At 40.1% G+C, this 23,927-nt stretch carries 24 protein-coding genes, 1 tRNA gene and 2 pseudogenes; 5 read left to right on the forward strand and 22 right to left on the reverse strand.

The genetic code is table 11. The features are described from left to right. Positions 1–5 precede the first annotated feature (5 nt). The 5 genes and pseudogenes from KB197_RS07895 to codY all read right to left on the reverse strand — a co-directional run bounded on the left by KB197_RS07895 (position 6) and on the right by codY (position 2,706). Positions 6–710, reverse strand: coding sequence for a hypothetical protein (locus tag KB197_RS07895; protein WP_064276343.1), 705 nt, complete (start codon positions 708–710; stop codon positions 6–8). Between the two features lie 172 nt (positions 711–882). Next, a pseudogene (locus tag KB197_RS07900) lies at positions 883–1,146 on the reverse strand (hypothetical protein); the annotation flags it as partial. Positions 1,147–1,176: 30 nt separating this feature from the next. Next, a tRNA-Leu gene (locus tag KB197_RS07905) sits at positions 1,177–1,262 on the reverse strand. A gap of 80 nt (positions 1,263–1,342) precedes the next feature. Next, positions 1,343–1,918, reverse strand: a complete 576-nt coding sequence (locus tag KB197_RS07910; protein ID WP_042750413.1) for a cysteine hydrolase family protein — start codon at positions 1,916–1,918, stop codon at positions 1,343–1,345. After that, a complete protein-coding gene (codY, locus tag KB197_RS07915; RefSeq protein WP_000940738.1) occupies positions 1,918–2,706 on the reverse strand; it encodes a GTP-sensing pleiotropic transcriptional regulator CodY in 789 nt (262 codons plus the stop codon). Before codY ends, KB197_RS07910 begins: the two co-directional genes overlap by 1 nt. 361 nt (positions 2,707–3,067) lie before the next feature. Between codY and KB197_RS07920 the strand changes: the two genes are divergently transcribed. After that, positions 3,068–4,324 (forward strand): ISL3 family transposase, encoded by a 1,257-nt coding sequence (locus KB197_RS07920; RefSeq protein WP_212574075.1) that lies wholly within the window; start codon positions 3,068–3,070, stop codon positions 4,322–4,324. Between the two features lie 55 nt (positions 4,325–4,379). Here the strand turns inward: KB197_RS07920 and KB197_RS07925 are convergent, their stop codons facing one another. Next, the gene (locus tag KB197_RS07925; RefSeq protein ID WP_064276341.1) at positions 4,380–5,954 is read right to left on the reverse strand and encodes a DEAD/DEAH box helicase; all 1,575 of its coding nucleotides are present in this window, start codon (positions 5,952–5,954) and stop codon (positions 4,380–4,382) included. 329 nt (positions 5,955–6,283) lie between these two features. Here KB197_RS07925 and KB197_RS07930 point away from each other — a divergent pair, with 329 nt between their 5' ends. The 4 genes from KB197_RS07930 (at position 6,284) to KB197_RS07945 (ending at position 11,148) form a co-directional block, all read left to right on the forward strand. Continuing rightward, positions 6,284–7,600, forward strand: coding sequence for an FAD-containing oxidoreductase (locus KB197_RS07930; protein ID WP_000958933.1), 1,317 nt, complete (start codon positions 6,284–6,286; stop codon positions 7,598–7,600). 212 nt (positions 7,601–7,812) lie between these two features. Then, positions 7,813–9,156: a lipid II isoglutaminyl synthase subunit MurT gene (gene murT / locus KB197_RS07935; RefSeq protein ID WP_212573921.1), complete on the forward strand. Its 1,344-nt coding sequence runs from the start codon at positions 7,813–7,815 to the stop codon at positions 9,154–9,156. Next, the gene (gatD, locus tag KB197_RS07940) at positions 9,156–9,938 is read left to right on the forward strand and encodes a lipid II isoglutaminyl synthase subunit GatD (protein ID WP_212573922.1); all 783 of its coding nucleotides are present in this window, start codon (positions 9,156–9,158) and stop codon (positions 9,936–9,938) included. The genes murT and gatD overlap by 1 nt, the downstream gene beginning before the upstream one ends. Before the next feature lie 127 nt (positions 9,939–10,065). Next, the gene (locus KB197_RS07945) at positions 10,066–11,148 is read left to right on the forward strand and encodes a M24 family metallopeptidase (protein WP_212573923.1); all 1,083 of its coding nucleotides are present in this window, start codon (positions 10,066–10,068) and stop codon (positions 11,146–11,148) included. Between the two features lie 208 nt (positions 11,149–11,356). Here KB197_RS07945 and KB197_RS07950 read toward each other — a convergent pair whose 3' ends face one another. From KB197_RS07950 to ldcB, 16 genes and pseudogenes are all read right to left on the reverse strand, one after another. Next, positions 11,357–11,818, reverse strand: coding sequence for an ECF transporter S component (locus tag KB197_RS07950; RefSeq protein ID WP_000814989.1), 462 nt, complete (start codon positions 11,816–11,818; stop codon positions 11,357–11,359). Next, positions 11,796–12,569: a bifunctional hydroxymethylpyrimidine kinase/phosphomethylpyrimidine kinase gene (locus KB197_RS07955; RefSeq protein ID WP_212573924.1), complete on the reverse strand. Its 774-nt coding sequence runs from the start codon at positions 12,567–12,569 to the stop codon at positions 11,796–11,798. Before KB197_RS07955 ends, KB197_RS07950 begins: the two co-directional genes overlap by 23 nt. Continuing rightward, entirely contained in the window at positions 12,559–13,308 is a 750-nt protein-coding gene (gene truA / locus KB197_RS07960; RefSeq protein WP_064276335.1) for a tRNA pseudouridine(38-40) synthase TruA, read from the reverse strand. Before truA ends, KB197_RS07955 begins: the two co-directional genes overlap by 11 nt. Positions 13,309–13,407: 99 nt before the next feature. Next, entirely contained in the window at positions 13,408–14,559 is a 1,152-nt protein-coding gene (locus tag KB197_RS07965) for an MFS transporter (protein ID WP_023946242.1), read from the reverse strand. A gap of 124 nt (positions 14,560–14,683) precedes the next feature. Further along, on the reverse strand, positions 14,684–15,313 hold the full coding sequence (locus KB197_RS07970; RefSeq protein ID WP_000033942.1) for a Pr6Pr family membrane protein: 630 nt from the start codon (positions 15,311–15,313) through the stop codon (positions 14,684–14,686). Positions 15,314–15,315: 2 nt separating this feature from the next. Then, positions 15,316–15,654 carry a zinc ribbon domain-containing protein YjdM gene (locus KB197_RS07975; RefSeq protein WP_001061596.1) on the reverse strand — a complete coding sequence of 113 codons (339 nt, stop codon included), beginning with the start codon at positions 15,652–15,654 and terminating at the stop codon, positions 15,316–15,318. A 207-nt stretch (positions 15,655–15,861) separates the two neighbouring features. After that, a complete protein-coding gene (locus tag KB197_RS07980) occupies positions 15,862–16,380 on the reverse strand; it encodes a Dps family protein (RefSeq protein ID WP_004237560.1) in 519 nt (172 codons plus the stop codon). A 217-nt stretch (positions 16,381–16,597) separates the two neighbouring features. After that, a pseudogene (locus tag KB197_RS07985) lies at positions 16,598–17,161 on the reverse strand (ATP-binding cassette domain-containing protein); the annotation flags it as partial. A gap of 90 nt (positions 17,162–17,251) precedes the next feature. Continuing rightward, positions 17,252–18,010: a triose-phosphate isomerase gene (tpiA, locus tag KB197_RS07990; protein ID WP_000087893.1), complete on the reverse strand. Its 759-nt coding sequence runs from the start codon at positions 18,008–18,010 to the stop codon at positions 17,252–17,254. Between the two features lie 97 nt (positions 18,011–18,107). Further along, complete coding sequence (locus KB197_RS07995; RefSeq protein WP_064276332.1) at positions 18,108–18,785, reverse strand: DnaD domain-containing protein; 678 nt, start codon at positions 18,783–18,785, stop codon at positions 18,108–18,110. 8 nt (positions 18,786–18,793) lie between these two features. Beyond that, positions 18,794–19,738, reverse strand: a complete 945-nt coding sequence (gene metA, locus KB197_RS08000; protein ID WP_064276331.1) for a homoserine O-acetyltransferase MetA — start codon at positions 19,736–19,738, stop codon at positions 18,794–18,796. A gap of 182 nt (positions 19,739–19,920) precedes the next feature. After that, positions 19,921–20,433: an adenine phosphoribosyltransferase gene (locus KB197_RS08005; RefSeq protein ID WP_001049318.1), complete on the reverse strand. Its 513-nt coding sequence runs from the start codon at positions 20,431–20,433 to the stop codon at positions 19,921–19,923. An 86-nt stretch (positions 20,434–20,519) separates the two neighbouring features. Next, positions 20,520–21,278 carry a class I SAM-dependent methyltransferase gene (locus KB197_RS08010; RefSeq protein WP_064276330.1) on the reverse strand — a complete coding sequence of 253 codons (759 nt, stop codon included), beginning with the start codon at positions 21,276–21,278 and terminating at the stop codon, positions 20,520–20,522. A gap of 487 nt (positions 21,279–21,765) precedes the next feature. Beyond that, positions 21,766–22,455, reverse strand: coding sequence for a 50S ribosomal protein L1 (gene rplA / locus KB197_RS08015; protein WP_001085675.1), 690 nt, complete (start codon positions 22,453–22,455; stop codon positions 21,766–21,768). A gap of 207 nt (positions 22,456–22,662) precedes the next feature. Continuing rightward, the gene (rplK, locus tag KB197_RS08020) at positions 22,663–23,088 is read right to left on the reverse strand and encodes a 50S ribosomal protein L11 (RefSeq protein WP_001085807.1); all 426 of its coding nucleotides are present in this window, start codon (positions 23,086–23,088) and stop codon (positions 22,663–22,665) included. 121 nt (positions 23,089–23,209) lie between these two features. Beyond that, positions 23,210–23,926, reverse strand: a complete 717-nt coding sequence (ldcB, locus tag KB197_RS08025) for an LD-carboxypeptidase LdcB/DacB (protein ID WP_212573925.1) — start codon at positions 23,924–23,926, stop codon at positions 23,210–23,212. Position 23,927: the final 1 nt, after the last annotated feature.

Raw genomic sequence — 23,927 nt, forward strand, 5'->3', positions numbered from 1 at the left:
GGCATCTATCTTTCCATACTCTTACTTTTTCCTGTTATAAGTTCTGAATGAGATATATTTTCTCCGTCAAAAACCACAGGATAACCGTATTCATAGCCAATAGTTGAAGAGTGGTCTGCACTAATAAAAAGGTCTAACGACTCACTTGATTGTATATGGAAGTAGTCCTGAATAATTTTACTATTTACATTTTTATAAGTAATAGAAGCATCACCAGTCTCCCAATTATAGTACGTTTTTTTGAGTTCCAATTGAGACAAAATTGCTTTATTTAGTTCTAACTTTTGAAATAAAAACCCATCATAAAACAAATTATCTTTGGAAACTTCTGGATTCAAAAATTCCAATCCTTTTTCAGTGTACACAATACGGCTTTCTAAAAGCACTTTTTCTTCATAAGGATTACCTTGAGCTTCTATTCTTTTAAAATTGCCAGTTATTTCTTTTGTTTCTGCGTTTCCTACGAGTTCAATCTTCTGGTAACAAGAATAGTCCTTCGTCTCATCGTAAGTATCAATACTTCTAATCTCAAATCCCTCCGGAAATTGCTTAAACAAATCAAAGAGATTTTCAGTTGGATAAACTCGACTGACCTCGGAGACTTTGTTCTCAATCCATTCCCGACTGTTCTTATTTTCTCCACATCCTGTTAATCCTATCATGATCAATCCTCCTAAAAGTACCATTGTGAGAAATACGCGTTTTTTCATAACCTTCTCCTTATTTATAATATTCAATAAAATAGCTAACCCTAATTCCCTTATAGTATACCATAAAAGAAACAGTTCCTTGTATCTTATTCAAATTCGTAAGTCAGATTAGACGGATCTAAAGTAGCGTTCCCACTACTCACAATTTTTTTATCTACCATTTATTTTCCCCTTAATTCGATACCGTTTCTATAAAGGTATAAACATTATCATAGTGAACAGTTATTGAATAATAGTAATAATCGTCGTTTCGGTATGAGCTCCCAAAATCTAATGTTGCTTGTTCATTTTCATCTTTTTTAAAATACTGATTGATAGTTTGATTCCGAACCAAATAATCAATATCAAATGCTCCGTTATTGCCATTATAACTCTTGGATTTCATAGACATTGAAGATAGAAAAGAGTGATTAATTGTTAACTTTTGAAATAAAAAAAGAGCTAGCCTAAGCTAACTCTTATCCTATGCGGAGAGAGGGACTTGAACCCTCACGACCTAAAGCGGTCACAGGATCCTTAGTCCTGCGCGTCTGCCAATTCCGCCATCCCCGCGTCGATTACTTTACTAGTATATCAACTTTTAGGACTCTTGTCAACACTTTTTTCAAAAATTTTTCATTTCATCAACCAAATTACTCTGAAATTTCATTTAGATTTTCATCTACTAACTTAGCTCCGAGTGTATTTTTGAAATGACCTAGGGCAAATTGATGATTTTCAGGCCAGATAGATGCAACAGCTGGTTTAACAATCTCAATGTCATATCCTAGATTATAGGCATCTATAGCTGTATGCAGGACACAGATATCCGTCAAGACTCCGGTTAAAATAACTGTAGAAATTCGACGCTCTCTCAAACGGATATCCAGGTCAGTCCCTGAAAATGCTGAGTAATGGCGTTTATCCATCCAAAAGACACGACTGTCTGAACCATGCTCTTGATAAAAGGTTCCCAAATCTCCGTATAAATTACGCCCACTAGTCCCAATCAAATTATGAGGAGGAAATAATTTACTTTCTGGATGGAAACAATCGTTTTCTTCATGAGCATCTATTGTAAAAAAGATGTAATCTCCTCGTTCAAAAGCTAATCGAGTTACCTTGCTGATGGCATCCGAAATCGCCTGAGCTGGAGCACCTGCTGTCAATTTTCCACTATCAGCCACAAAATCTTCTGTATAATCAATCGAAATTAAAGCCTTAGTCATTAGTAATCTCTTTTCTTCACTTCTTCAAAAATATCTGAAATCAAGACCTTAAGGTAGGTTCCCTTCATTCCAAGTGAGCGACTTTCAATAATCCCAGCAGACTCAAGTTTACGAAGGGCATTTACAATCACAGAGCGAGTAATTCCAATACGGTCTGCAATCACTGACGCGGTCAACTGACCTTCGTTTCCGTTTAATTCCCCTAAAATTGCTGAAACAGCACGGAGTTCTGAGTAAGAAAGGGTATTGACGGCCATTGTAACAGCAGTACGACGGCGGATATTTTTCTCATCTTCTTCACGTTGGAAGTTAAGAAGCTGAATCCCAACAACGGTACTCGCAATCTCAACAAGAATCAAGTCCTCATCTTCGAATTTCTTATCATTGCGCCAAATAATCAAAGACCCTAAGCGAATCCCTGACACATGAATCGGTGCAATAGTCGTCAAACCATCTGGAAAGTCGGCACGACTTTCCACAGGGAAAATACTCAAATCATGATCAACTGTCAGATTGGCTTCTGTATCGTAGATCATGTTCGCGCCTTGAATGTAGTCATCCGGGAAAATCTTAGTTTGGAAGAATTGCTCTACACGATCTGTATTGGTTTTGTAACGCATAAAATAGCCAAGGAGACGTCCCTTGCTATTAACGATACAGGCGTTACAGTCAATAATATCTGCCAATTGACGGGTAATTGCATTGTAGGGAAGTTCTTCCTGTAACTGCTCCTCCGAACGCTTCAGAATAGAAGTAATTTTTCTAGTTTTTTCTAATAAATGTGCCATTTTTCACCTCGAATTTAATCGCTATCATTATAACATAAACAGCTTGAATTTTCAATTATTATCTGAAAATTGCTTATTTAATTGCAATTTGAAAAAACAAGAATATTTTTAATTAAATTGCTTCTTTTCTATTGACAAGCTCCCTATTTTTGTGTATTATAATATTACAAGAAGATAATATATCTATTTATCTTTCTTTTCCATTCGGTCTCCTTATATAAAAAAGCGATTCATTTTGGCTCTATAATATTTGTAGTGGGTAAATCCCCTATAGATATTATGGAGCCTATTTTTGTGTAGAAAAAAAGTCCCATATGACCTATAATGAAAAGCGACGAAACAACTCATTAGAAAGAATCATATGGAACCATTACATTTTATCACAAAACTACTCGATATCAAAGACCCTAATGTCCAAATTATGGATGTTGTTAATAGAGATACCCACAAGGAAATCATCGCTAAACTGGATTATGAGGCCCCATCTTGTCCTGAATGTGGAAGTCAAATGAAGAAATATGACTTCCAAAAACCATCGAAAATTCCTTACCTTGAAACAACTGGTATGCCTACCAGAATCCTCCTTAAAAAGCGTCGTTTCAAGTGCTATCATTGCTCTAAAATGATGGTCTCACAGACCTCTCTCGTCGAGAAAAATCACCAAATTCCTCGTATTATCAACCAAAAAATTGCGCAAAAATTGATTGAAAAAACTTCTATGACCGATATCGCTCATCAACTGGCTATTTCAACTTCAACTGTCATTCGCAAGCTTAATGACTTCCGTTTTAAGCATGATTTTTCTCGTCTTCCAGAGATTATGTCTTGGGACGAGTATGCCTTTACCAAGGGAAAGATGAGTTTCATTGCACAAGATTTTGATAATCTTAACATCATCACTGTTCTTGAAGGCAGAACACAGGCTATCATACGAAATCACTTTCTGCGCTACGAGCGAGCTGTTCGTTGTCAGGTGAAAATCATTACGATGGATATGTTTAGTCCTTATTATGCCTTGGCTAAACAGCTTTTTCCATGTGCTAAAATCGTTCTAGATCGATTTCACATTGTACAACACTTAAGCCGTGCTATGAGTCGTGTTCGTGTCCAAATCATGAATCAATTTGAGCGAAAATCCCATGAATACAAAGCCATCAAGCGCTACTGGAAGCTCATACAGCAGGATAGTCGTAAACTCAGTGATAAACGTTTTTATCGCCCTACTTTTCGCATGCACTTAACAAATAAAGAAATTCTAGACAAGCTTTTGAGCTATTCAGAAGACTTGAGACACCACTACAATCTCTATCAGCTCTTACTTTTTCACTTTCAGAACAAGGAGCCAGACAAATTCTTCGGACTTATTGAGGACAATCTAAAGCAGGTTCATCCTCTTTTTCAGACTGTCTTTAAAACCTTCCTCAAGGATAAAGAAAAGATTGTCAACGCCCTTCAACTACCCTATTCCAACGCCAAATTGGAAGCGACCAATAATCTCATCAAACTTATCAAGCGAAATGCCTTTGGTTTTCGGAACTTTGAAAACTTCAAAAAACGGATTTTTATCGCTCTCAATATCAAAAAAGAAAGGACGAAATGTGTCCTTTCTCGATCTTAGCTTTTCTTCAACCCACTACAGTTGACAAAGAGCCTTCATTTTGAACCGCTTTTTCTTATTTATCGCCCTTGTTACGAATAACAAAGCCTGTTTGCTTTTCGCTTGAAGTATTGCGTAGTTTTTTATTATCTTTACGGTAACGTTTTTCCTTATCAAAACGATCGTTGCCACGACTTCCTTTTTTGAAATCATCACGACGACCACCACGACGGTTGTCTCCACGGCGATTATCACGACGGTCATCTCCACGACGACCTCCCTTACCTTTACCACCGAATCCATTACCTGATGGTTTAAATGGCAGTGGTTTTTCACGTGCAATCTCCACTTCAGGAAGACTATCTGGATCTTGAACAGTCAGACTCAAGATATACATTGCCAATTCTTCTGGAGTAAATTCGGCAGCTAGCTTACGAGCATCCTTACCAAATTTCTCAAAGTTGGCACGGATAGTCTCATCTGCAAAATCACGTTCGATTTTCTTGAGAGCTACGTGTTTTTTTGCTTGGAAGGCTTCTTCTGCACTTGCAGGTTTGAGTCCTTTCATGCGTTTCTTAGTCAAGTTCTCAATGATTTGGAGGTAGCCCATTTCATTTGGTGATACGAAAGTAATAGACTGACCTGACTTACCAGCACGACCTGTACGACCGATACGGTGAACATAACTTTCAGGATCTTGTGGAATATCGTAGTTATAGACATGGGTCACACCTGAAATATCCAACCCACGCGCTGCAACGTCTGTCGCAACCAAAACATCAAGATTGCCATTTTTAAAGTCACGAAGGACACGAAGACGTTTGTTTTGGTCCAAATCACCATGAATTCCTTCTGCACGGAAGCCTCGGATTTTCAGACCACGAGTCAATTCATCTACACGACGTTTGGTACGACCAAATACGATAGCAAGTTCTGGCTGTTCCACATCCATGAGACGAGTCATGGTATCAAATTTTTCTTGTTCTTTAACACGGATATAGTATTGATCAACCAATTCTGTTGTCAATTCCTTAGCCGCAATCTTGACATGCTCAGGTTCTTTCATAAACTGAACACCGATACGTTTGATGGCATCTGGCATAGTTGCTGAGAAAAGTAAGGTTTGACGGCTTTCAGGGACACGGGAGATGATAGCTTCAATGTCTTCAAGGAAGCCCATGTTGAGCATTTCATCCGCTTCGTCAAGGATAAGAGTTTCAATATCTTGTAATTTCAAGGCCTTGCGTTTAATCAAGTCCAAAAGGCGACCTGGAGTTCCCACCACGATATGGGCACCAGATTTAAGAGCCTTAATTTGTTTTTCAATACTTGATCCGCCATATACTGAGCGAACCTTGACTCCCTTACTACGACCAAAGCGGAAGAGTTCCTCTTGACTTTGGACAGCTAGTTCACGAGTTGGAGCAATCACCAAGGCTTGGATGGTCGCTTCTTCTGTACGGATTTTTTCAAGGGTTGGCAAGCCAAAGGCTGCAGTTTTTCCTGTACCAGTCTGAGCTTGACCGATAACGTCCTTGCCTTCTAGAGCCAAGGGAATAGTTTGTTCTTGGATAGGGCTGGCTTCTACAAAACCAGCTTTTTCAATCTCTGCTAGCAAATCAGCAGACAAGTTTAATTCATTAAATTTCACGTTATTCTTCTTTCTAAAGGTGGTGCGAAGCCACCCTATAGGACTTAGTTTATACTTTTCTTTTTATGACGTATTTTCATATACTGGATATAAAATCGTGTTGCTTCTTTTCCACAAAAGAAAAGTACTGTTTTCTTTGCAACCTATCTAGTATAACACAAGAGAGAAGCAAAAGATAGTTAAATCCGTCGATAAAGTCATGTAAACGATTTTTCTAAGAAAATGAGACTAAAATATCAACCATTTCATAAACTTTTTTAAAGCGTAGCAGAATTGTGCAAAAGTTTTTTTCTTGTGCTAGAATGAAATGCGAATAGGAGGAACTCTAAATGTTAACTTATGATTTAATCGTTATCGGATTTGGTAAAGCTGGTAAAACACTAGCAGGTAAATTGGCTTCAGCTGGCAAAAAAGTTGCCCTCGTTGAACGTAGCAAGGCTATGTACGGTGGAACTTGTATCAACATTGGTTGTATCCCAACTAAAACTTTGCTGGTTGCTGCTGAGAAAGACTTGTCTTTTGAAGAAGTCATTGCTACCAAAAACACTATCACTGGTCGCCTCAACGGTAAAAACTATGCTACTGTTGCTGGTACAGGCGTGGACATCTTTGATGCGGAAGCTCACTTCCTTTCAAATAAAGTCATCGAAATCCAAGCTGGTGATGAAAAGAAAGAACTGACCGCTGAAACAATCGTCATCAACACTGGTGCTGTTTCAAATGTCTTGCCAATTCCAGGACTTGCTACAAGCAAGAACGTCTTTGACTCAACAGGTATCCAAAACTTGGACAAATTGCCTGAAAACCTTGGAGTCCTTGGTGGCGGAAATATCGGTCTTGAATTTGCTGGTCTTTACAACAAACTTGGAAGCAAGGTTACAGTTCTAGATGCCTTGGATACTTTCCTTCCTCGTGCAGAACCTTCAATCGCTGCTCTTGCTAAACAATACATGGAAGAAGACGGCATTGAATTGCTTCAAAACATCCGTACTACTGAAATTAAAAACGACGGTGACCAAGTGCTTGTCGTAACTGAAAACGAAACTTACCGTTTCGATGCCCTTCTCTACGCAACTGGACGCAAACCAAATGTAGAACCACTTCAACTTGAAAATACAGATATTGAACTAACTGAACGTGGCGCTATTAAAGTAGACAAACATTGTCAAACAAACGTTCCTGGTGTCTTTGCAGTTGGAGATGTCAACGGTGGCCTTCAATTTACTTACATTTCACTTGATGACTTCCGTGTTGTATACAGCTACCTTGCTGGAGATGGCAGCTACACACTTGAAGACCGTCTCAATGTACCAAACACCATGTTTATCACACCTGCACTTTCACAAGTTGGTTTGACTGAAAGCCAAGCAGCTGATTTGAAACTTCCATACGCCGTTAAGGAAATTCCTGTTGCAGCAATGCCTCGTGGTCACGTAAATGGAGACCTTCGCGGAGCTTTCAAAGCTGTTGTTAATACTGAAACAAAAGAAATTCTTGGAGCAAGCATCTTCTCAGAAGGTTCTCAAGAAATCATCAACATCATCACTGTTGCTATGGACAACAAGATTCCTTACACTTACTTCACAAAACAAATCTTCACTCACCCAACCTTGGCTGAGAACTTGAATGACTTGTTTGCGATTTAAGTTGAGATTTAATCGTATCGAACAGCCCTCTGAGGGCTGTTTTCATTTCTGCGAAATCTCATACTCTTCGAAAATCTCTTCAAACCACGTCAGCTTTATCTGCAACCTCAAAGCGGTGCTTTGAGCAACCTGCAGCTAGCTTCCTAGTTTGCTCTTTGATTTTCATTGAGTATCAAATCTGTCTTTTCCCTCTTTTATGATATAATAGAAACATGAAATTAAAAACTACTTTGGGCCTTCTTGCTGGGCGTTCTTCCCACTTCGTTTTAAGCCATCTTGGCCGTGGAAGCACGCTCCCAGGAAAACTTGCCCTTCAATTTGATAAAGATATTTTACAAAACCTTGCTAAGAACTACGAGATTGTCGTGGTCACTGGAACCAATGGAAAAACCCTGACAACTGCCCTGACTGTCGGCATTTTAAAAGAGGTTTATGGTCAAGTTCTGACCAACCCAAGCGGTGCCAACATGATTACAGGGATTGCAACAACCTTCCTAACAGCCAAATCTTCTAAAACTGGGAAAAACATTGCCGTACTAGAAATTGACGAAGCCAGTCTATCTCGTATCTGTGACTATATCCAGCCAAGCCTTTTTGTCATTACGAATATCTTCCGTGACCAGATGGACCGCTACGGTGAGATTTACACAACTTATAACATGATTTTGGATGCCATTCGTAAGGTGCCTACGGCTACTGTTCTCCTTAATGGAGACAGTCCGCTTTTCTACAAGCCAACTATTCCAAATCCTGTACAGTATTTTGGTTTTGACTTGGAGAAAGGCCCAGCCCAGCTGGCTCACTATAATACCGAAGGGATTCTCTGCCCTGACTGTCAAGGCATTCTCAAATACGAGCACAATACCTATTCAAACTTGGGTGCCTATATCTGTGAAGACTGCGGATGTAAACGTCCTGATTTAGACTATCGCTTGACAGACTTGGTTGAGTTAACCAACAATCGCTCTCGCTTTGTCATTGACGGACAAGAATACGGTATTCAAATCGGCGGGCTCTATAATATCTACAACGCCCTAGCTGCTGTGGCTATCGCCCGTTTCCTCGGCGCAGATTCACAACTCATCAAGCAAGGATTTGATAAGAGCCGTGCTGTCTTTGGACGCCAAGAAACCTTCCATATCGGTGACAAGGAATGCACCCTCGTTTTGATTAAAAATCCAGTCGGTGCAACTCAAGCTATCGAAATGATTAAACTAGCACCTTATCCATTTAGTCTTTCTGTCCTCCTTAACGCTAACTATGCAGATGGCATTGATACCAGCTGGATCTGGGATGCTGATTTTGAACAAATCACTGACATGGACATCCCTGAAATCAACGCTGGTGGTGTGCGTCATTCTGAAATCGCTCGTCGTCTACGAGTAACAGGCTATCCAGATGAGAAAATCACTGAAACAAGTAGTCTGGAACAAGTTCTTAAGATTATTGAGAACCAAGACTGTAAGCATGCTTATATTCTAGCTACCTATACTGCTATGCTGGAATTCCGCGAACTGCTGGCTAGTCGTCAGATTGTTAGAAAGGAGATGAACTAATGGTTTATACTTCACTTTCCTCAAAAGCTGGCAATTACCCCTATCAGATCAACATTGCCCACCTATACGGAAATCTCATGAATACCTACGGGGACAATGGAAACATCCTCATGCTCAAGTATGTGGCTGAAAAACTGGGAGCCCATGTGACGGTTGACATCGTTTCACTTCATGATGATTTTGATGAAAATCACTACGACATCGCCTTTTTCGGTGGCGGTCAAGACTTTGAACAAAGTATTATTGCAGACGACCTACCTGCTAAAAAAGATAGCATTGACAACTACATCCAAAACAACGGTGTAGTTCTGGCTATCTGCGGTGGTTTCCAACTATTGGGGCAATATTATGTTGAAGCTTCAGGGAGACGTATCGAAGGTCTAGGTGTCATGGGCCACTACACCCTCAACCAGACCAATAACCGTTTTATCGGTGACATCAAGATTCACAATGAAGATTTCGATGAAACCTACTATGGTTTTGAAAATCATCAGGGCCGTACCTTCCTCTCAGATGACCAAAAACCGCTGGGACAGGTTGTCTATGGTAATGGAAATAACGAAGAAAAAGTCGGCGAAGGGGTTCATTATAAGAATGTCTTTGGTTCCTACTTCCACGGGCCTATCCTCTCTCGTAATGCCAATCTAGCTTATCGCCTAGTCACTACTGCCCTCAAGAAGAAATATGGTCAGGACATCCAACTCCCTTCCTATGAGGACATTCTCAGCCAAGAAATCGCTGAAGAATACAGTGATGTCAAAAGCAAGGCTGACTTTTCTTAAACAAATGGGAATTATATAAAAGAACTCTGTTATCTTGTCGGAGTTCTTTTTGTCTGTTCTTTTACCCTTCTCCCTTGCATTTTCTCTCTTTTTTTGCCAAAATAGAGGGGTAGAAAGAAGGTAGCATATGTCTAAATTACAACAAATCGTAACATATCTTGAATCAGAAAAACTAGACGTCGCTGTCGTATCTGACCCCGTCACAATCAATTACCTCACTGGCTTTTACAGTGATCCCCATGAACGCCAAATGTTCCTTTTTGTCCTAGCAGATCAGGAACCTCTTCTCTTTGTTCCAGCCCTTGAAGTGGAGCGTGCAAGTAGCACTGTTTCCTTCCCAGTTGTGGGCTATGTGGATTCTGAAAATCCATGGCAAAAAATGAAACATGCTCTTCCACAACTTGACTTCAAACGTGTCGCTGTTGAGTTTGACAATCTCATCTTGACAAAATATCATGGTTTAAAAATCGTTTTTGAAACTGCTGAGTTTGACAACCTCACTCCTCGTATCCAACGCATGCGCCTCATCAAATCAGCTGATGAAGTACAAAAAATGATGGTTGCAGGTCTCTATGCGGACAAGGCTGTTAAGGTTGGTTTTGATAATATTTCTCTTGATAAGACAGAGACAGATATCATCGCTCAAATTGACTTTGCTATGAAGCGTGAAGGTTATGAAATGAGTTTTGATACCATGGTCTTGACTGGTGATAATGCTGCAAATCCACACGGTATTCCAGCAGCAAACAAAGTTGAAAATAACGCCCTTCTCCTCTTTGACCTGGGTGTTCTAGTCAACGGCTATGCTTCAGATATGACTCGTACAGTCGCAGTCGGCAAACCTGACCAATTCAAGAAAGACATTTACAACTTGACTCTTGAAGCCCAACAAGCTGCTCTTGACTTTATCAAACCAGGTGTGACTGCCCATGAAGTGGACCGCGCTGCCCGTGAGGTCATCGAAAAAGCTGGTTACGGTGAATACTTCAACCACCGTCTTGGTCACGGTATCGGTATGGATGTCCACGAATTCCCATCTATCATGGAAGGAAACGACATGGTCATCGAAGAAGGCATGTGCTTCTCTGTTGAACCAGGTATCTATATCCCTGGTAAAGTCGGTGTTCGTATTGAAGACTGCGGTGTTGTTACCAAGGATGGCTTTGACCTCTTTACAAGCACCAGCAAAGACTTGCTTTATTTTGATTAATATTCATCTAATACTCAATGAAAATCAAAGAGCAAACTAGGAAGCTAGCCGCAAGCTGTACTTGAGTACGGTAAGGCGACGCTGACGTGGTTTGAAGAGATTTTAGAAGAGTATAAAATCTTCCCACAATAAAACGCATAGTATCAAGGTTTTTCAACACCTGATACTATGCGTTTTTCTTATTTGAAAGACTTTTGACTCAGCCTCTTTACTTAATCTTCTTGATACTTTGACTAAGGATAAATCCTACAATCATCCCTACCATATTTTGCATGAAATTTGGTAAGATTTCTGGTAGGGCTGCTGCCCAGCCATTCATCAAAGTAGAACCCAAGGCGTAGCCCCCTACCATGGCAATCGTTGCTAAGATAAGGCCTAACCACTGAGTTTTCCCTTTAAATCCTGCGAAAAATCCCTGCAAGCCATGGTTAACCAAGCTAAAGAACATCCACTGAGGATAGCCTGATAAGAGGTCAATCAAGAAACCTGCTAGTCCTCCTACTACAGCCCCTTCACGACTACCAAAGTAGAAGGCCGTAAAGAAGACACCCGCATCTAAAAGAGTTAGAATGCCTGTAGGTGTTGGAATTTTTAAGAAATAACCTAGAACCACAGAGAGGGCGGTTAATAGGGATACAAGGGCAATTTTAGTTGTTTTTGTTTGCTTCATATTGTCTTACTCCATACTGATCTGCTTGTGCAATGGCACGGTAAACGAAAGCCTTAGAGCTTTCTACTGCCGGTAAAAGTTCATCACCTTTGACTAGATGACTGGCAATGCTGGAGGCAAAGGTACAACCTGCACCAGCATTTTGCCCTTGGATGACAGGATTTTCTAGGACTGTAAAGTTTTGTCCATCATAAAAGACATCTACAGCCTTGTCCTGACTAAGGCGATTGCCTCCCTTGATAATGACTGCTGACGCTCCTAAGTCATGCAATTTCTGCGCTGCAGCCTTCATATCTTCCAAGGTTTTAATTTCCTGACCAGCTAGTAATTCTGCTTCAGGAAGATTAGGCGTAATCACACTGACATGAGGGAAAAAACGAATCAACTCTTGGCAGAGTTCACTAACTGCTACGTCGTGCGTTTCCTTGCAGACCAAGACAGGATCCAGAACCACAGACACTCCTGGACGTTGTTTGATAAAGTCCAAGGCCTTCTCAGCTACGCTGACAGTTGGTAGAAGACCAATCTTAATCCCCCCAAACTCCACATCACGCAAGCTATCTAATTCATGTTGAAAAATGGTATCGTCAGTTGGAAAGACTTCAAAGCCCTTTTCCGTCAAGCCTGTCAAACAAGTCACTGCTACAAAGCCATGCAAGCCGTTCAAGGTATAGGTAGCCAAATCAGCGGACAAACCACCACCACTAAAAATATCATTTCCAGAAAGTGCTAAAATACGATTATTCTTCATAACGAATCTCCTTTAAATACAAACCATTTGGTGCTGCAGTGGGACCTGCAAGCTGCCTGTCCTTTTTCTTCAAGATGAGGTCAATCTGCTCTACTGGCATGCGGTTATTGCCGATTTTAAGCAGTGTCCCCACCATATTGCGAATCTGCTTATACAAGAAACCATTTCCTGAAAAGGTAAAGGTCAAAAACTGGCCTGTCTCATCAACCCTAAGACTAGCTTCTGTAATAGTACGAACCTTGTCCTCTACGCTGGTCCCAGATGCTGTAAAGCCAGTGAAATCATAGGTTCCTTCTAATTTCTTAACAGCCTCCTTCATTCGCTCCACATCAAGCGGATAGGGAAAGTGAGTAGCATAGTGACGGCGCATAGGATTTTTGGGACGGCCCCTGTCTACGATAAACTCATAAGTCTTACTGTGCTTGGCATAACGGCAATGAAAATCATCCGCCACAAGTTCAATTGAAATCACATCAATATCTTCAGGGGACTGAGTGTCTAGAGCAAAACGGAGCTTTTCCTCATCCATTTGATAAGGCAGGTCAAAATGAATAACCTGTCCCAGGGCATGAACCCCACTATCTGTCCTACCAGCACCGTGAACAGTAATGGCTTGCCCTTTATTTAACTTGGTCAAGGTTTTTTCAATTTCTTCCTGAACACTACGTGCATGAGGCTGGCGCTGAAAACCAGCAAAGGCGTAACCATCATAGGAAATAGTTGCTTTATATCTTGTCATAACTTCTATTTTATCAAGAAAATAATCTGTAAACAAGGTTCTAAAACAAATATTGTCTGGGTACAAAATTCACAAAAAGAAAAACTTAGGAAACCAATCCTAAGCTCTCTTTTGAAGTAGGTACATGACAAAGATAGAGGTTACAATCAACCATGAGCCTAAAATGGCAAAGACCAACATCCCATTGTGAGTTAGTAAGCCAATTGCACCTAGAACGAATGGAGTCGTAAAGGCTCCGAAACTACAGCCTAAAACTGCAAATGAAGTTGCTTGATTGAGGAGTTTAGCTGGAATTCGTTCAGAGACAAGTTGAAAGACCGTCGTCAAGGCTACACTGTAGGCAAAACCAGCAAGAATGCTTCCTGCCACTACCACCCACAAGGATGGAGATAAGGCAATCACAATTTGCCCCAAGCCGAAGGTAATACCAGACCAGAGGAGCAGTTTCTCTTTAAATATTGAAATCAGGAAAGAAAAACTCACACCAGCCACAATCCCGATTAACTGCATGACACTAAGAACAAAACTAGATAACTGGGCATCTCCCAGTCCTCTTTCCACCATCAGACTTGGAATACGGATGGTAATAGCTGTATTGGTACAAACTACAACCGCCGCTTCAATAGCTAAGATAAAAATCAAGCCCTTCATTTCCCGAGTTAAGCGACTTGCTTCCTTCGTTTTTTTCTTGACTTCTTTCTTTTCTTTTCCATAAGGTACAAAGAGCAGATAAAGGATCAGAACTAAAAATCCAGCACTATAAGCTAAGAAAGTAGCTGTCCAACCAAAGGCCAACAATTGGCCGACTGCCAAGGTAATGAGAGAAGCCCCAACGACCTCTGCAGAACCGCGTAGCCCTAACATCTGAATTCTCGTTTTTCCTTGATAGCGTTCACTGATAATAGAAATGGCCTTGGCATTGATCATCCCAACACCTAAACCAAAAAGAATCCGTGTTCCAAAGACAAAAGGATAAGCTTGGTACCAAAAGGGAGCAGTTCCACTTAGTGATAAAATCAGCAATCCCAAACTGATCTGTAAGCGCTCAGGAAATATTTTTTCTAAGAAACCATTTAGTAATAACATAATCATGATTCCAAAGGAAGGCAAGCTCGCCAAGAGCTCAATTTGTTCCTTAGGATAACCTTGATAATAGTCAAACATGGCTGGCAGGGCACTCGAGATGGAAAAGGACGTAATCAAAACGAGGGAGAGAGCCAAAATACTGGCCCGTTCTAAAAATTGTTTCATGAAATCTCTTTCTATATTTCTCTTAATCTTCTACTTTTTTGATAGTCATCAAACAAGCAAGAAAAGAAGAAGCCTCTTTAGTGTACAGACTCCTTCTTAAACTCGAAAATGAATCCCTTGTGTCTTAGGATGATTTTCTCTTGATTTGCTTAATAAAGTAGAAGATAAATCCTGCCACCATATAAGCAACAAAGATAATCAGACACCACTTGAACACGACATCCCAACCCTTGTTCACATTCAAAAAGAAGTACGGGAAGGGACTGACCTTAGAATTAGGAACATCAAGTTTCAATACCAAGCCATTAAAAAGAGCAAAAATCATATACAGCAAGGGTAAAATCGTCCACACAATTGGGTCCCAAATCTTGTATTGACCCTGTTTGTCAAAAAAGAGGGTATCTGCTAAAAACCAGAGGGGAACGATATAGTGGCAAAGGAAATTTTCTAGAGTATAGAAATTAGTCGCAATAGGCGCTAAAAGGAAATGGTAAATCACACAGGTAATCATGATACTCATGGTGACCCCACCTTTTAAGCGCAAGAGACTTGGTCTTTGCCAGTTTTCACCTAAACGGCTCATAACCTTTAGGAGATAGAGCGTAAAAATCGCGACTAAAAGGTTGGACAGAACCGTATAATAGAGTAACATCCCAAATCCACCATGCTTGGCGATTTCAAGATAAACTCCCGTAAAAGCCGCTAGAAACAAGAAGATACGGCTATAAAATACAAGTTTATAGTGTTTTGACATGCTTAAATTTTCTTCACAAACTCTGATTTGAGTTTCATGGCACCGAAGCCATCGATTTTACAGTCGATATTGTGGTCGCCTTCTACGATGCGGATATTCTTCACGCGCGTCCCTTGTTTCAAATCTTTTGGCGCACCTTTTACTTTCAAGTCCTTGATGAGGGTTACAGTATCACCGTCAGCCAATTTATTACCGTTGGCATCGATAGCAACAAGGCCCTCTTCTACATCTGCAACTTCAGCAGGATTCCACTCATAAGCACACTCTGGGCAAACCAGTAGGGCACCGTCTTCGTAGACATACTCTGAGTTACATTTTGGGCAATTTGGTAAGTTGTTCATGGTTTCTCCTTATCATCATTCACTATTCTTTGAAAATCAAAATTTCTCGAACAGCAACTATTATACCCTAAAATCAGCATTTTGACAAATGAGTCGCCGGAGAAGCAAAGAAAAAATCATGTAACTTTGTTTGCTACATGATTTTTAAAAGATAGTTTATCATGAGTAGTGATACAGAAACTCATGATAGAAAGTGGGAGATTTATCTTACAAACCAGGTGCTTGTCCAAGTTCTGCTGCAAGCATCCAGATTGTTTTATCGGTTTCAGTCTTAGCGTCTGAGAAGATACCGTTTGTTACATCGTCACCTTCTTCATCAGTAACATCCAAACCTTTTTGGAAAAGTTCTGACAAGTAACGGTAGATAGCAAGGACACGCTCCAAGCTTTCTTCAACATTACGGTATTCACCAGCTTCTTCTTCGATTTCACTGTTTTGAAGGAATTCTGTCAATGTAGAGAATGGGCTTCCCCCAAGTGTAATCAAACGTTCGCTGATTTCATCCAATTGACCATCAAGAGCTTCCATGTACTCATCCATTTTTGGATGCCATACAAGGAAACCACGACCACGCATGTACCAGTGTACTTGGTGCAAAGCCACATGGGCTACATACAAATCAGCAACAGCTTGGTTCAATACTTCCTTTGTTTTTGCTAATGCTACTGGCGCTGCTTTTGTCAATGATGTTACGTCTTTTACTGCTTCTTTTTTCAATTCTACCATTTTATTTTACCTCATTCATTATTATTTGTAACCACTTATTAATGATTACTACCTTAGTATACTACTAAGGAAAACCAATAGCAAGCCAAATGACTCACATGAGAAAAGTTGCAATAGACTGATAATTTAAGAAAAGTTTAGTTAGTTCTGATTAGCTCACTTTATCAGATTTACTTGAAAATTGGCTTTGGTAAAGTTCATAATAAAAGCCTTTTGCTTAGAGTAAGCTTTCGTAATTTCCCTGCTCAATAATCTGTCCATCCTTAAGAACGAGAATCTTATTTGCTTCTTGAATGGTTTAGAGACAGTGGGCGATGACAAAGCTGGTCCTTCTTTTCATCAACCGTTTCATAGCTTTTTGAATCAAGAGTTCCAAACGGGTATCAATCGAGGAAGTCGCTTCATCCAAAATGAGAATTTTAGGATTAGCTAGAATAGCAAACGCGATGGTCAACAGTTGTTTTTGCCCGAGGGAAATATCGCTGGAGTCTTGGTTCATCTCCATGTTATAACCACCAGGAAGAGTTCGAATAAAATGGTCTACATTTGCTGCTTTGGCAGCTTCTATTATTTCCTCGTCACTGGCGTCAAGATTTCCAAAACGTAGGTTTTCTTTGATCGTACCTTCATAAAGCCAAGCATCCTGTAAGACAATCCCAAACTGACGGCGATACTCTTGGCGTGACAATTTGCGAATATTCTAGATAGAACCTGCTCTAACATCGTAAAAACGTATGAGTAGATTGATCAAGTTTGTCTTACTAGCTCCTGTAGGAAAAACTTCCTATTTCACAAGAACTCTCTAAATAAAAATAAGACAGGCAGTCAAAGTCACCTGGTACTTTTGACTGTCTGTCTGGAATAACTTAGATTATTTTACAAAGTCAAGCAATGCCAAGAAGCTTTCAGCTTCAAGTGACGCACCACCAACAAGGGCACCGTCAACGTCTGGGCAAGCCATGTATGAAGCAACGTTTTCAGGTTTAACAGAACCACCGTATTGAACACGAACTTTGTCTGCAACTTCTTGACCGAAGTCAGCAGCTACAACGTCACGAACAACTTTACACATTTTTTGTGCGTCGTCTTGTGAAGCTGATTTACCAGTACCGATAGCCCAGATTGGCTCATAAGCGATAACTGAGGCAGCAACTTGTTCAGCAGTCAATCCAGCCAATGCAGCAGATACTTGAGCACCTACAAACTCAGCAGCTTTACCAGCTTCGTAAGTTTCAAGTGACTCACCACAACAGATGATTGGAAGCATGCCGTTTGCAAAGATTGCTTTTGCTTTTTTGTTGATATCTTCGTCAGTTTCATGGAAGTAGTCACGGCGTTCTGAGTGACCGATAACAACATAGTCAGTACCGATTTCTTTCAAAACTTGTGGGCTTGTTTCACCAGTGAAAGCACCTGCATTTTCAAAGTAGCAGTTTTGAGCAGCAACTTTAAGATTTGAACCTTTTGCAGCAGCAAGAACAGTTGTCAAATCAAGAGCTGGAGCTGCGATACCTGCTTCAACAAGATCTGATGAAGGAAGTTTTGATGCAACTGCTTCAACGAATGCTTTAGCTTCTTCTGGATTTTTGTTCATTTTCCAGTTACCAGCGATAAATGGTTTACGTGACATTTCACATACCTCTTTTTTCAATTTATTTTCTACTTATTTTATCACAATTAGACACAGCTTGCAAATCTTACTCGGATTTCAAGCCTGCTTACATGGATTAATCTTTCCAAAGATCCATAGCATTTCTAAAATCTGCAGATACCTGTGTCAACTGAGGATTGCTTGCTTCTCTCTCTGCTCGTTTACCCTCCACTTGAGCCACACTTTTGATGCCTTCATGGCGCCAGTTTCTTAAAATCGCCTGAATGTACTTCCAGTTTGGTTTTCCATTCAAAACAGCTTCACGAAGAGCCTCCTTAATCAAGTCAGCACTGGTCCCATCTTCCTTTAGTGTCTTGGTCAAATCCTCAATCTCAAAAGGTGTCAACAAGCGTCCTAATTCCTGCTGGAAGGTTTCCACCAAATTCTTGAGCTGGTTTTGAGGTGTCAACTGATCTGAATTCGAATGAGCAACTCCAAGCAAGTCATCCAAACGTTCCAAAGCTAAACTAGCATCAAAAAGCAATTCGATTTCACCATTTAATTCAATGGTTCGATACTGAAGCAGTCCCCTCTCCGTCAGATTGGAAATGGCCTGATTGACATCCGAAATTTCCTTACCAATCCTTTCAGCAATCTGGCTTGGCGACATTTCATCCAAACCTGTCGTATTTTGCAAATAGAAAAATTGCCAGACCAGAAAATCGTCGCTAGAAGGAAAGAGTTCCTTAAAATGCAAGAGAAGGGCACTCGGTAAAACCAAGTTCCCTGATTTAAAAGCGTCTAAATATGTCATAATTCCTCTTATAAATACCCAAAAGCAGATGCATCATCTTCTATTTTTCTCCAGTCAAAAGGGGTTTCCTGATAGACGGCATAATTCACCCAGTTACTGAAAAAGAGGGCTGCTGATGAAGACCAACAAAGACAAGGTATCTGGTTGACATCATCATCCTTAAAGTAATTTTCTGGAATATGTGGGTCTAAACCTGCATCACGGTCCCTAAAATACTCTTTTGCCAAAGTATCACGGTCATATTCCAAATGCCCAAAACTATAAATTTCTCGTAAATCACGACTGGCCAAAATCGAAACTCCAACCTGAGGACCCTCTGATAAAATCTCGAGATTGGTTTTGTTTAAGACCTCTTCCTTAGAAATCTCCGTGTGCCGTGAATGAGGGGATACATAGCTATCGTCAAAACCTCTAAAGAGAAGGTGACCCTCTTTTAGGGTGTCCTGAGGATAGATACCCGATAACTTACTGTCCATCTGGTATTTTTCCACTCCATAGCGCAGATAAAGACCAGCCTGAGCTCCCCAACAGATATGAAGGGTCGAATAGACATGGGTCTTGGACCACTCGATTACCTGACTGAATTCCTCCCAATAGTCCACTTCTTCAAATGGTAAATGCTCAATCGGAGCCCCTGTGATAATCATCCCATCAAAATACTCGTCCTTGACTTCAGGAAAAGTTTTATAAAAAGTCTCCATATGCTCTGCACGAGTCGTCTTGGAACGGTGGCTCTCCATATAGAGAAAGTCTATGTCCAATTGCAAAGGAGTATTTGCTAAATGCCGTAACAACTGGGTCTCTGTGACCACTTTTTTGGGCATTAGGTTTAAAATCAAAATTTTCAAGGGACGGATATCTTGGTGGGCCGCACGTTGATCATCCATGACAAAGATATTCTCTGTCCGTAAAATCTCAACAGCTGGCAATTTTTTATCAATTCTAATCGGCATAACCTTCTCCTAACTGTACTCTTTTAGAAATAATTGAATGTGTTTGAAGTCAAATCTCAAACACTTAGTCCTTTTATTATACTGCAAGAAGATATAGTTTTCAATTATACTTTTTCTCTAACTAGCTATAGTCTATTTTTATATCCTAATGTAGAGAAAACAGCCCTAGGGACTGTTTTTGATTAATAATGCATAAGAACCTTGTAATCGTAGTCACCGATTTTTTCACGGCCATTCAATTCATCCAATTCAACAAGGAAGGCACAACCTGCTACAACACCACCAAGTTTTTCAATCATCTCGATAGTTGCCTTAACAGTTCCACCTGTTGCTAAGAGGTCATCTACGATAAGAACACGTTGACCTGGCTTGATGGCATCCGCGTGCATAGTCAAGGTATCAACACCGTACTCTTTTTCATAGTCAGCAGAAATAACTTCGCGTGGCAATTTACCTGGTTTACGAACAGGTGCAAAACCAATTCCCAATTCAAATGCAACTGGACAGCCCACGATAAACCCACGAGCCTCAGGACCTACAATCATGTCAATTTTCTTGTCAGTAGCATACTGAACGATTTCACGAACAGCGTAGCTATAAGCATTCCCATCAGCCATCAAAGGACTAATATCACGGAAAGTAATACCTTCCTTCGGATAATTTTCAATTGTTGCAATGTAATCTTTTAAATTCATCTTTTTCTTTCTTTCAAAGTTTTTTACTCTCTATTATAGCATATTTTTTAAGAAAGAAGAAAGGAAAAGTTAACATCAATGATTATCTAACGATTTGACGATTTATGACTAGCCATAGCAATAAAGCCCAAGTTCTTTTTATTCTTATTAAACATTTTATACATAGTTAAAAACTGCTTTCTATTCTCCTTTTTACAAGCATTTACACAAATTTTCAATGTTCCTAGCCAACCTTCGTCATAAATCATACCCGATAATTTCATTAATGTCATTTCACCAGTCAATACTTTCACATCACGATAACCTGATTCTATCATCACCTCTTCCCAAGCATCTCGAGTTAAAGGACCTACATTTACATGAATTGCTTGTGACAGTTCCTGTCTGACAGACTCTTTAGCTTCCTTAAGAAGCACATCATGTGTCAAGAGAAGACCTTCAGGTTTTAAAACCCTTAGATACTCCATTACACATTTTTTCTTAGCTTGATCGGCTTGCATAGTCAGCATAGCTTCATTTATAACAATATCAAAACTAGCATCTTCATAAGGAAGTTTCATTGCATTTGCTCTTTCAAACCTGATCAAATTACCTACACCTGCCGTTTCAGCAGATTTTTTAGCCACTTCTAAAGCTTGAGCATCCATATCAACAGCAGTTATCTTACAACCAAAACGCTGTGCCAACTCAATTGCTGTAGTTCCCCTATTACACGCAACCTCTAGTATTCTCTTTTCTTTTGAAAATCCTCCTTCTGCAATTAACCAATCTGTGGCACGTTTTCCACCTGGACGTAAGCGTTTTTTCCCCAGTTTTGCTAAAAACTTATGACCTGCTTCTGACATTTGAACACCTCTATTTTTTCTTCATTATAACATAAAATGATATTGTCTGACAATTCTAATCTATTATTTGATAAACTAGAATCAAAAGCATACAAGCTGCCATGACTATAGCATAAATCTATTAATCACCTCTCTAGTTCGAATTCAATTGCTCACGTAGTTTACGCATATAGGTTACGACTACATATTTGTACTTTAGAGTTGCTGACCTCCTTATTCGCTATATACGCTTTACTATCACGTGCCTATTCGTATAGCCAAGATTTCTCTATCTCTTTCTCTGCCGATTCTTATTTCCAACGTCAGACTTAAACAGTCTATCCTAATGCCGTTCGATTAGCTACTCACAATAGTCAGGCTTGGGAATCACTTTTGGGTTTACTAGTATATGGTACCCACAGAGGACTTACACCTCAGATGAACGGAATGCCCGTCGTACCTAAAAAAACGAGCACTTTCGTACTCGTTCTCTGATATAAACTACTGATTAAAGTGAGTTTACGTCAACTTTGATACCAACACCTTGAGTAGTTGTGATAGTCAAGTTTGTTACGTAAGTTCCTTTAGCTGTAGCTGGTTTTGCTTTTTGTATTGTTTCGTTGAAAGCTTTGAAGTTTTCAACTAATTTTTCAGCTTCAAATGATACTTTACCGATGATAGCTTGAACGTTACCTGCACGGTCTGCACGGTAAGTGATTTTACCACCTTTAGACTCTTCAACTGCTTTAGCAACATCCATAGTTACAGTACCAGTTTTAGGGTTTGGCATCAAGTTACGTGGTCCAAGGACACGTCCAAGACGTCCAACAAGAGCCATCATGTCAGGTGTAGCGATAACTACGTCGAAGTCCAACCAACCGTCGTTGATTTTAGCAACAAGGTCATCTTCACCAACAAAGTCTGCACCAGCAGCTTTTGCTTCTTCAGCTTTTGCACCACGTGCGAAAACAAGAACGCGTGAAGTTTTACCAGTACCGTTTGGCAATACCATTGCTCCACGGATTTGTTGGTCAGCTTTTTTAACGTCGATGTTCAAGTTGTAAGCAACTTCTACAGTTGCGTCAAATTTTGCAAAGTTAGTTTCTTTTGCAAGTGCTACAGCTTCTTCTACGCTGTATGCTTTTGTGCTGTCGATTTTCTCAAGAGCAGCACGAAGTTGTTTGCTTTTTTTAGCCATTTTCTATTCTCCTTGTAAGTGGTTCAATCGATTTTCATCTCCCACGTCACTTCTCGAAATGATGAAGTCTTGCGGGTTTTCAGTCTATTATTTTTCTTTTCCTACTTCGTTAAGCTCCCTTGCTGTACCCAAGTACAAGCTTCAGTCACTTGCCTAGTATGAAAAGCAACTAATAGACTGCTGTGAGATTTTCTACTGTGTTATTGATTAGTCAACAACAGTGAATCCCATAGAACGAGCAGTACCTTCGATCATACGCATTGCAGACTCTACGTTTGCTGCGTTCAAATCTGGCATCTTAGTTTCTGCAATTTCTTGTACTTGTGCACGAGTAACTGTAGCAACTTTAGTTTTGTTAGGTGTACCTGACCCTTTTTCAACACCTGCAGCTTTTTTCAAAAGAACAGCAGCTGGTGGTGTTTTAGTGATGAAAGTAAATGATTTATCTTCGTAAACTGAGATAACAACTGGAATGATCATACCAGCTTGGTCAGCTGTACGAGCGTTGAACTCTTTTGTGAATCCCATGATGTTGATACCAGCTTGACCAAGAGCAGGTCCAACCGGTGGAGCTGGTGTAGCTTTACCAGCAGGGATTTGCAATTTTACAAGTTTTTCGACTTTTTTAGCCATTTTTAAATCCTCCTTTGTGGTTTTGGCGGTAATTAAAGATTTTTACCTCCCACAAGTATGCTTTACACATACTCATCTATTATACACTATTTATCTAGAATTGCAAGAGAAAAGTTTATTTTTAATCGACATAATCTCCGCCTTCAAAGCCATAGTACTCTTCCAAACTGAGACCACTTGCAGCAATTTCTTTGGCTTCTTTTCCAACGTAGCGGAGATGCCATTCTTCTGCCATGTAGCCTGTTTCCTTTTCCTTACCTTTAAGATAACGGACAACAAAACCATAATCAGCCGCATGGTCCAAGAGCCATTGGGCCGCTTTTTCTTCTGTCACCAAATCACCATTTGTCCCAATCACATCAAAGGCCAAGCCTGTCTGGTGCTCGCTATAGCCAGGGCGGGCAGAGTAACGGTCTGCTGCAGCCTTTCCATCTTTATTGACATAATCTTGATAGAGCTTAGTCTGAGTCTCGTAACTTCTAAAACCACTGTATTGATCACTAATTGGGAAGCCTGCCTCTTGCATCGCTTTGATGAGTTTGACCAACTCAGCCTTGGCTGTTGGATTTTCCCCTGGATTGTAGTCTTTAGATAATGGATAGTGTTTATTTGCTACGATAATTTCATCGTATTTCCCTTGAATACTGTAGTAGTCACCTTTATTAACCACTTCTACTTTTTTCTGGGTGGCTTCTTGAGTCTTATTTCCGACTGTTCCATCAGCTTTAGCTGTTTGTTCTGTCTTAGCTGCTCCATCTTCATTTTTTGCTTTTTCTTGTGAACAAGCTGCTAGACTCAAGGCTAGCAAGGCTGTCAAGACAAGGTATCTTTTTTTCATT

Origin of the sequence: Streptococcus sp. 11-4097 (genome assembly GCF_018215285.2) — a bacterium.
Classification (GTDB): Bacteria; Bacillota; Bacilli; order Lactobacillales; family Streptococcaceae; genus Streptococcus.